Source organism: Cupriavidus sp. GA3-3 (assembly GCF_000389805.1).
Lineage (GTDB): Bacteria > Pseudomonadota > Gammaproteobacteria > Burkholderiales > Burkholderiaceae > Cupriavidus > Cupriavidus necator_D.
Genome location: NZ_KB944472.1, coordinates 51,787 through 60,695, shown reverse-complemented (window position 1 = coordinate 60,695; position 8,909 = coordinate 51,787). Strand labels below are relative to the sequence as shown.

General features: G+C 67.5%; 9 protein-coding genes. 8 read left to right on the top strand and 1 reads right to left on the bottom strand.

What is annotated here, in order from left to right:
• The 6 genes from C265_RS32660 to C265_RS11575 form a co-directional block, all read left to right on the top strand.
• A partial coding sequence (locus C265_RS32660; RefSeq protein ID WP_210401220.1) for a hypothetical protein occupies positions 1 to 329 on the top strand: 329 nt, incomplete at its 5' end.
• A 203-nt stretch (positions 330 to 532) separates the two neighbouring features.
• A complete protein-coding gene (locus tag C265_RS11595; RefSeq protein ID WP_010813476.1) occupies positions 533 to 2,206 on the top strand; it encodes an AMP-binding protein in 1,674 nt (557 codons plus the stop codon).
• Positions 2,207 to 2,246: 40 nt separating this feature from the next.
• The gene (locus C265_RS11590; RefSeq protein ID WP_010813475.1) at positions 2,247 to 2,633 is read left to right on the top strand and encodes a DUF488 domain-containing protein; all 387 of its coding nucleotides are present in this window, start codon (positions 2,247 to 2,249) and stop codon (positions 2,631 to 2,633) included.
• Between the two features lie 57 nt (positions 2,634 to 2,690).
• The gene (locus tag C265_RS11585; protein ID WP_010813474.1) at positions 2,691 to 3,935 is read left to right on the top strand and encodes a nucleoside recognition domain-containing protein; all 1,245 of its coding nucleotides are present in this window, start codon (positions 2,691 to 2,693) and stop codon (positions 3,933 to 3,935) included.
• 396 nt (positions 3,936 to 4,331) lie between these two features.
• Positions 4,332 to 6,449 carry an FUSC family protein gene (locus C265_RS11580; RefSeq protein ID WP_010813473.1) on the top strand — a complete coding sequence of 706 codons (2,118 nt, stop codon included), beginning with the start codon at positions 4,332 to 4,334 and terminating at the stop codon, positions 6,447 to 6,449.
• A gap of 112 nt (positions 6,450 to 6,561) precedes the next feature.
• Positions 6,562 to 6,840, top strand: coding sequence for a DUF1488 domain-containing protein (locus C265_RS11575; protein WP_010813472.1), 279 nt, complete (start codon positions 6,562 to 6,564; stop codon positions 6,838 to 6,840).
• A 54-nt stretch (positions 6,841 to 6,894) separates the two neighbouring features.
• Here the strand turns inward: C265_RS11575 and C265_RS11570 are convergent, their stop codons facing one another.
• Positions 6,895 to 7,365, bottom strand: coding sequence for a universal stress protein (locus C265_RS11570; RefSeq protein WP_010813471.1), 471 nt, complete (start codon positions 7,363 to 7,365; stop codon positions 6,895 to 6,897).
• 204 nt (positions 7,366 to 7,569) lie between these two features.
• Here C265_RS11570 and paaA point away from each other — a divergent pair, with 204 nt between their 5' ends.
• Both paaA and paaB read left to right on the top strand, forming a co-directional pair.
• Positions 7,570 to 8,589, top strand: coding sequence for a 1,2-phenylacetyl-CoA epoxidase subunit PaaA (gene paaA, locus C265_RS11565; protein ID WP_010813470.1), 1,020 nt, complete (start codon positions 7,570 to 7,572; stop codon positions 8,587 to 8,589).
• Positions 8,590 to 8,616: 27 nt separating this feature from the next.
• On the top strand, positions 8,617 to 8,904 hold the full coding sequence (gene paaB / locus C265_RS11560; protein ID WP_010813469.1) for a 1,2-phenylacetyl-CoA epoxidase subunit PaaB: 288 nt from the start codon (positions 8,617 to 8,619) through the stop codon (positions 8,902 to 8,904).
• The last annotated feature ends 5 nt before the right edge of the window (positions 8,905 to 8,909 follow it).

The following is an 8,909-nucleotide window of genomic DNA, read 5'->3' as shown; positions in this document are numbered from 1 at the left end:
CCAGTCACGTTTTGCTGTGCGAGCACTGTATAACTTGTGAAGCAACACTGTCCGAAGACAGCGGCGTCCGCTACCCAGCGCCCACACTTATCGGTTGTTTGGTTGTTAAAGAACTTCGCCGCCGGCTTTGCCGTTCAGCGCCGCTGCGTTGTCTGCAGCAGAGAAACGAGATTATGCAGAGCTTTCTTCGTTTCGTCAACCGTTTCAGCATCTTTTTTTGCTGCGGCCAGCGCGCCAACTTCGCTGCGCCAACCCTTCCGGTCGACCCCGCATCCCTTGCTGCGTCTGCTTTGCAGCGCTGCGTTGTGTTGCGAGGGGGCGAATATTAAGGGACGCAGGACCGACTGGCAAGCGATTTCGCGAAATAATTCGAACCCCCCGTAAAAGCGGCGCACGAGGCTCAAATGTCGCGGTGGTGACAGCATCCAGCGGCGCCTCGGCTTAAGCTGAGACCGTGGGCGTTGGCCCGACCCGAGACGTCCTCTTTATATATAGACGTCGAATGCCAAGCAGAGCAGTTGAAGGAGACAAGATGACCCGACCCGTGACGCCCGGCCTCTCCGTGGTCGCCGGCAGCGCCGACATCCCCCTGTCTGATGAGACGATTCCGGCATTGCTGGCGCGCACGGTCGCCGCAAACCCGGGCGCCCCGGCCGTGGTGTTCCGCGAGCATGGGGTGCGCTGGAGCTGGGCGGAGTTCAGCGACCAGGTCGATCGCCTGGCCAGCGGCCTGCTCCGGCGGGGGATCCAGCCGGGCGACCGGGTCGGCATCTGGGCGCCGAACCGGCCCGAGTGGCTGGTGACCCAGTTCGCCACCGCTCGTATCGGCGCCATCCTGGTCAATATCAATCCGGCCTACCGCCAGGCGGAGCTGGAATATGCGCTGAACAAGGCCGGCGTGCGCATGCTGATCACGGCCGCGCGTTTCAAGGCCAGCGACTACCTGGCCACCCTCCAGGCGCTGGCGCCGGAACTGGCCGAGGCCGAGCCGGGGGCGCTGCGCTCCGCCCGGCTGCCCCGGCTGCAGTGGGTGATCCGCATGGGAGGCGAGGCGACGCCCGGCATGCTCAATTACGATGCACTGCTGGCCGAACCCGATACTGTGCGCCTGGACGCGGTGACCGCGACGCTCTCCGCGCTCGACGCCATCAATATCCAGTTCACCAGCGGCACCACCGGCAACCCCAAGGGCGCCACCCTGACGCATCACAACGTGGTCAATAACGGCCGCTTTGTCGCCATAGCGATGCGACTTGGCGACAGTGACGTACTGTGCATCCCGGTGCCGCTCTATCACTGCTTCGGCATGGTGCTGTCGGTGCTGGCCTGCGTCTCGGTCGGCGCCTGCATGGTGTTCCCGGGCGAGGCCTTCGATCCGCTCGCGACCATGCAGGCGGCCAGCGAGGAACGCTGCACCGCCCTGCATGGCGTGCCGACCATGTTTATCGCCCAGCTGGACCATCCGGAGTTCAGCCGCTTCGACTTCTCGGCCCTGCGCACCGGCATCATGGCCGGCGCCCCCTGCCCGATCGAGGTCATGAAACGCGTGGTGGCGGACATGCATATGTCGGAGGTCACCATTGCCTATGGCATGACCGAGACCAGCCCGGTCTCGTTCCAGAGCGCCACCGACGATCCGCTGGACAAGCGCGTCGCCACTGTCGGCCGGGTGCAGCCGCACCTGGAATGCAAGGTGGTCGACGCCCTCGGCGAGGTCGTGCCGACCGGCGCCACCGGCGAGCTTTGCACCCGCGGCTATTCCGTGATGCAAGGCTACTGGGAAGACGACGAGCGCACCCGCGAGGCCATCCGCGACGGCTGGATGCACACCGGCGACCTTGCCACCATTGACGACGAGGGCTACTGCAACATCGTCGGCCGGGTCAAGGACATGCTGATCCGCGGCGGCGAGAACATCTACCCGCGCGAGATCGAGGAATTCCTGTTCCGCCATCCCAAGGTGCAGGCGGTGCAGGTCTTTGGCGTGCCTGACCAGAAGTACGGCGAGGAGGTCTGCGCCTGGATCGTGCTCAAACCCGGCCAGAGCGCCACCGAGGAAGAGATCCGGAAGTTCTGCCGCGATCAGATCGCCCACTACAAGATTCCGCGCTATATCCGCTTTGTCTCGGAAATGCCGATGACTGTGACGGGCAAGGTGCAGAAGTTTGTCATGCGCGACACCATGATTCATGATCTGGGACTTTAGCCGGACGCACATGCGTCGGCAGACATGAGCGGGATCCCCCATGACCATCCGAATCGTAAGACTGGGCACGCCGCGCGCGGACGATGAAGGCCTGCGCATCGGCACTGTGCGCCGGCCGCCGCGTGGCGTGCCCAAATCCGAGTTTGCCAGCCGCGATTTCTACGATGTCTGGTATCCCGTGCTGTCGCCATCGCCCGAGCTGGTGGCCCAGGCGCTGCAGGCCACCGATGACAAGCAATGGCGGGCGTTCGTGCGGCACTTCCGCAAGGAAATGGCCGAGCCGGACGCCAGCCGCACGCTCGACCTGCTGGCGGCGCTGTCGCACCAGACCAATTTCTCGGTAGGCTGCTACTGCGAGAACGAAGCGCACTGCCACCGCTCGATCCTGCGCGAGCTGCTGGCCGAACGCGGGGCCGTGATCGGCTGAGCTGCACGCCGTGCCGGGAATCTCCCCGGCTTTGATTTCCCCGCTTCCCGCATTCCGATGGCCCTGAACGTTGTCTGGCTCGGTTTCTTCCTGATTTCCTTTGTCGCCGCCTGCGTCCGCCTGGCCAGCGGCGATCTCACCGTGTTCCCGGCGATGCTGGCGAGCCTGTTCGACAGCGCGCGCACGGCCTTCGAGATCGCGCTCGGCCTGGCCGGGGTGATGAGCCTGTGGCTCGGCATCATGCGCATCGGCGAGCGCGCCGGCGTGGTCGATGCCTTTGCCCGGCTGGTGAACCCGCTGCTGCGCCATTTCTTCCCCGGCGTGCCGCAGGGGCATCCGGCACAGGGGGCGATGATGATGAACGTGTCGGCCAACCTGCTCGGGCTTGACAATGCCGCCACGCCGCTCGGCCTGAATGCCATGCGCGAGCTGCAGACACTGAACCGGCGCCCAGACGTGGCCACCGATGCGCAGATCATGTTCATCGTGCTGAATACGGCCGGGCTGACGCTGATCCCGACCTCGGTGATCGCGATCCGGCAGGCCATTGCGGTCAAGCAAGGGCTGGCGGGTTTCAATGCGGCCGATATCTTCCTGCCGACGCTGCTGGCCACCGGCGGCTCATGCCTGGCCGGCCTGCTGGCGGTGGCGTGGGTGCAGCGGCTGAACCTGCTGCGCCCGGCCGTGCTGGTGGCGTTCGGGCTGGTCGCTGCGCTGCTGGGCGGGATGTTCGCCTGGCTGCGGCACGCGCCGCCGGAGCAGGTCGGCAGCGTGACGGCACTGGCCGGCGCCGGCTTCATCCTGTCGCTGATCACGCTGTTCCTGCTCTGCGGCGCGCTGCGGCGGGTCAATGTCTATGAAGCCTTTATCGATGGTGCCAAGGAAGGCTTTGGCGTCGCCGTGCAGATTATTCCCTACCTGGTGGCAATCCTCGTAGCCATCGGCCTGTTCCGGGCCACCGGCTGCATGGACGTGCTGATGGGCTGGCTGACGCTGGGCTTTGCCGAGCTGGGCATGAATACGGACTTCGTGCCGGCGCTGCCGGTCGGGCTGATGAAGATCCTGTCCGGCGCCGGCGCGCGCGGGCTGATGGTGGATGTGATGACGACCTATGGCGTGGACTCGTTCCAGGGAAGGCTGGCGGCGATCATCCAGGGCTCGACCGAGACCACTTTCTATGTACTGGCGGTCTACTTCGGCAGCATCAATGTGCGCAATACGCGCCACGCACTGGGTTGTGCACTGGTGGCCGATGCTGCCGGGATCATGTGTGCCGTAGGTGCCGCATATCTGTTCCGCTAGGAGATGGATGCTGGAAACCGGATTTTGTCGCATCGATACAACACCATTGTGCGCAATGTCGGACATTGACACATGACCACTTGGTGCGTCGCAACAAATCATGTATATTGGAGTCTGTCTCCTCCACCACCTCGGTGGATTCCAACCCACGCACAACCTGCGTGGGTTTTTTTTCGCCTTCGCGCCGAAACGGTCACAACCCCTGTGCACGTTTGCGCCTGCTGGCGCAGCAATCGTGCTTGGATCCTCGCCACGGGGCTTGCTCGCGCCAACCTTGGTGCGGCGACCTGATGCTGTGGCCGACAGGCCAGTTTTGTTGCAATGCAGCAAACGGTATCGTAGAGTGGTCTCACGACGGGTGCCCGACCGGGCAGGCCCGCGTGGATCCCGGCCCGCATGTTCGACTCCGCCCTCCTTGCCCGCTACTGGCCTGACCCCGTCCTGCTCCGGCGCGGGATCATCTATGCACTGTCGTTCCTGGCCCTTGCCGGTATTGGCTGGCTGACCGGGGATGCAGGCTACCTGTGGTCGGCAACGGCCTCGATCTGGACCTGCCTGGCAGACCGGCAAGGCACGGCGTCGGCACGGCTATCCAGCCTGGGAGCGGTCGGCATTGGCGGGGCGGTAGCCAGCGCGCTGGGCGCGGCCGTCGCGCCTTCGCCCTGGCTGGCCGTACTGGTCGTGATGGCAGGAGGGCTTGCCGCAGGTCTGGCAGAGACGCGCGGCCCGGCCAGTGCGCTGGCGGCCAAGCTGCTCTATGTCGTGCTGGTGGCCGCGTGCCTGCAGCCTGCGGCCGGGCCTGAGCTCGCCGTGCAGGCCCTGCAAAGCGGGCTCGACTTCCTGCGCGGCGGCGTGTTCGCGTGCCTGGCTTGCCTGGCATTGATCCCGTCGACCCGCGACGACCGGCCACGCACCGAGATCGTGGCCGCATACGACGCGCTGGTCCGGCTCGCCACGGCACTCGCCGACACCCGCCACGGCAATGACCTCGCCACCTGCAAGCAGGACATCCGCAACCGCATCGAGGCTGCGCGCGGGGCCATCGAGGCCCGACGCAGCCTGCGCGACCCCAGCACGCTCCTGCACTATGGCTATGCCGTGGGTGTCGCCGACGCCCTGTTTGCGCTGCTGATCGTCGCGGGCGAGCTGCGCGAGCGCGCCGGCACCGCCCATGGCTTGCCGATGCAGCCGCCGTTGCGTCATATCGCACGCTGCATCGCCGACGCCCGCGAGCAAGTTGGCCAGGCCCTGGCGCGGCACGCGCCCGACCTGCCGGCATTGAGCGCGGCGCTGCGCCACGAACTGCGGCGCCTGACCGCGCCCGTGGCAAATGCCAGCGCCCCGCCCCCCTACCAGTCGGCACTATCCGCCCTGGCGCGCCATCCGGATTTCGACCGATGGCGCGCAAGCTTCCGCTGGCCGCGGCGCGGCATCGGGCACGGGCTGGCCCAGATGCTGCGCGGGCTGGCCGACCACGCCGCAGGCGATGCGCTGGCCACGCGCCACGCCCTGCGCCTGGCGCTGGCCGGCAGCCTCAGCCTGCTGCCGGCGCAGTGGTGGCGGCTGGACCATGGCTATTGGGTGGCGGTGACCGTGATCATGGTGCTCAGCCCCCAGTTGCAGACTACCCGGCAGGTTTCCGTGAAACGCTTTGCGGGCTCGCTGGCTGGCGCATTGTGCGCCTGTGTGATCGGCCTGCTCCATCCGGCGCCGGTGGTGGCGCTGGGCATCAGCGCGGCCTTCCTGGCCGGAGCCTATGCCAGCCGCCTTGCCGGGCAGCCCGGGGCGTTCGCGTTCTGCCTGACGCCGGCCGTGATCCTGTTCTCATGGGTGGGCGCGCCGGCCCTCGACAGCAGCCACTTTGCCGCGCTGCGCGGCATCGATACCGCGCTGGGCTGCCTGATCGCGCTGGCCACGTACTATGTGCTGGCACCGCGCGTGGAGATGTCGCGTGTGTTCCGCCATGCCGTCGACGCGGCGGCGGTCAACGCGGTCTACCTGCGAGCCGCCTTCGCGGCCAGCCGCGTGGCTGAGGCCGCGACGCCGCCTGCCGTGCCGCGGCTGGAAGCCTTGCGCATTGCCGCCGGACGGGCTTCCACCCGCGCCGAACTCACGCTGGCACAGACCGCCGGCGCGCTGGCGCCGGACTATACCGGGGCCTACCAGCGCGTGCATGCGAGCGCACGCCGCATGGCCGCGCTGGCCGGCGTGGTGCGAGCCGGGGTGGAGTCGGGCGTTTTCACGCTTCCCGCCGGGGCTGAAGTGCGCGCACTCCTGACGCAGCTGGAAGCCCAACTGGCCGAGCTGGCGATGCGGCCGGGCCTGGCAGACGCTGCCGGCGACACCGAGCGGCCCGCGCTGCCACCCGCTGGCGCGCTCGACGCCTTCCTGGCGGAACAGGCCGACTACGCCGCCGCGCATATCGCCGCCGCCCATGCCGCGGTGGCGGACCTGCGCACGCTGGGCGCGGCCGCGCGCAAGCCGCCGGTGCGCCGGCGGGCGCACAGCGGCTGAGAGGCATCAAGAAAGAAGCTTGCCGGCCCGGCCAGCGTACCGGCCGGGCTTTACGGAACGCGGCAATGGCCTATATTGATCTAATACGCTCGCCGCCAGCACGAGGCACGCCATGTCCGACATCACGTTCCCTCGCAGCCTCCCGACCTACTGCGCAGCCAGCCTCACGCTGTCCTGCCCCGCCACGGTCAACGGCAGTCCCACCCTGTATTCCGTCACCGCCGAGGCCCTCGAGGCCCATTTCGGCGCGCGTTCGCCGCGCGAGGAAGACCTGGTCGCAGCCTTCACCAGCAACCGCCAGCGCATCGAGCGCCTGGCCGAAAGCATGTTCGAGCTGACCGAGGCGCGCGAGATCGTGCTGCGCAGCGGCCATTTCCGCTTCGCCGGCTGAGTCCCGTCGGCTGCCCTGGCGTCCCCGATGGGGGCCACGATTTCATTCGGCCGTTCAGTCAGCCTTCGCCTCGCCGCGCACCAGCAGCACCGGCATGGTGGACTGGCGTATCACCGCCTCGGCCACGCTGCCCAGCACCAGACGGCGCACGCCGCGGCGTCCGTGCGTGCCGATCACCAGCAGGTCGGCGCCCCATTGGCACGCGGCCTCGTTGATCGAGGCCCCCATGTCGCCTAGCACCGGCGCTTCGGTCACCAGCCGGGTTTCATGCGCCACGCCGGCCGCGGCCAGCCGCTGCGAGGCGGCCTGCAGCGCGCGCTGCCCGCTTTCCTCGAACGCCTTCTGCAGCTGGCTCGGATCGTAGTACCCGGCATCGAACATGGGCGTGCCGGTGTCCACGACATAGAGCGCCAGCACGGTGGCGCCGCCCGGAGCCGCCACGCGTATGGCTTCGCCCAGCGCCAGGTCGGACGTGCTGCTGCCGTCCACGGCCACCACGATCTTGCTGTATGCCGCGCTAGTCATAGGAATTGCCTCCGTTGGAAAGGGATGGCGGCGGTAACGCCGCCTGACTTCGATACTACACGTGCGGCAGCCGCCACGAGGCGAGCGGGATCAAGCCACGGCCACGGTAGCGGGCCTTCCCTTAAATTGACCGACCGGTCGGCATATATATAATAGGGCCAGCACTGCCCGCGATCCGGGCGGCATCCCGTCAGAGGAGACACCATGTACACGCAGAGTCTTGACCTGCCCGGCCAGCACGCCGATACGGCACCGGCCAGCGCGCCCCAGGACGAAGCCGCCCGCCAGGCCGCGTTCGACGCCTGCATGGCCGCCGACGGCAAGATCGAGCCGCAGGACTGGATGCCGCAGGCCTACCGCAAGACCCTGGTGCGCCAGATCTCGCAGCATGCGCACTCGGAGATCGTCGGCATGCTGCCGGAGGGCAACTGGATCAGCCGGGCCCCGTCGCTCAAGCGCAAGGCCATCCTGCTGGCCAAGGTGCAGGATGAAGGCGGCCATGGGCTCTACCTGTATTCCGCCGCCGAGACGCTCGACGCCTCGCGCGATGACCTGGTCGACGCGCTGCACAGCGGCAAGGCCAAGTATTCGTCGATCTTCAACTACCCGACGCTGACCTGGGCCGACGTGGGCGTGATCGGCTGGCTGGTCGACGGCGCGGCGATCATGAACCAGATCCCGCTGTGCCGCTGCTCGTACGGCCCGTATGCGCGCGCCATGATCCGCATCTGCAAGGAAGAGTCGTTCCACCAGCGCCAGGGCTTCGACGCGCTGCTGGCGATGATGCGCGGCACCGAGGCCCAGCGCGAGATGGTGCAGGACGCGGTCGACCGCTGGTGGTTCCCGGTGCTGATGATGTTCGGCCCGCCCGACGCGGCCTCGACCAACAGCGCCCAGACCATGGCCTGGGGCATCAAACGCATCTCCAACGACGACCTGCGCCAGAAGTTTGTCGATGCCACGGTCGAGCAGGCCCGCGTGCTGGGCGTGACCCTGCCCGACCCCGGCCTGCAATGGAATGCCGAGCGCGCCCACTATGACTACAGCCCGCTGGACTGGGATGAGTTCTGGCGTGTGATCAACGGCGACGGCCCCTGCAACAAGGAGCGCCTGGCCACCCGCGTGAAAGCGCACGAGGACGGCGCCTGGGTGCGCGAGGCCGCGCTGGCGCACGCCGCCAAGGTGGCCGAACGCGAAGCCCGCGCCAGCCGCGCCGCGGCCTGACAACACGCCCGAGGACGGAGACAAACGATGCAACGCAAGGAATGGCCGCTGTGGGAAGTGTTCGTACGCAGCAAGCAAGGCCTGGAACACAAGCATTGCGGCAGCCTGCATGCCGCCGACGCGCAGCAGGCGCTGCACATGGCGCGCGACGTCTATACGCGGCGCCAGGAAGGCGTGTCGATCTGGGTGGTGCCGTCAGCGTCCATCACCGCGAGCGTGCCCGAGGAAAAGCCGGAGCTGTTCGACCCGATGGCCGACAAGATCTACCGGCACCCGACGTTCTACCAGCTGCCCGACGAAGTCAACCACATGTAAGGCCC

Coding starts and splice junctions, on each gene's coding strand:
- C265_RS11595 (WP_010813476.1), top strand. CDS start 533: ATGACCCGACCCGTGACGCCCGGCCTCTCCGTGGTCGCCGGCAGCGCC.
- C265_RS11590 (WP_010813475.1), top strand. CDS start 2,247: ATGACCATCCGAATCGTAAGACTGGGCACGCCGCGCGCGGACGATGAA.
- C265_RS11585 (WP_010813474.1), top strand. CDS start 2,691: ATGGCCCTGAACGTTGTCTGGCTCGGTTTCTTCCTGATTTCCTTTGTC.
- C265_RS11580 (WP_010813473.1), top strand. CDS start 4,332: ATGTTCGACTCCGCCCTCCTTGCCCGCTACTGGCCTGACCCCGTCCTG.
- C265_RS11575 (WP_010813472.1), top strand. CDS start 6,562: ATGTCCGACATCACGTTCCCTCGCAGCCTCCCGACCTACTGCGCAGCC.
- C265_RS11570 (WP_010813471.1), bottom strand. CDS start 7,365: ATGACTAGCGCGGCATACAGCAAGATCGTGGTGGCCGTGGACGGCAGC.
- paaA (WP_010813470.1), top strand. CDS start 7,570: ATGTACACGCAGAGTCTTGACCTGCCCGGCCAGCACGCCGATACGGCA.
- paaB (WP_010813469.1), top strand. CDS start 8,617: ATGCAACGCAAGGAATGGCCGCTGTGGGAAGTGTTCGTACGCAGCAAG.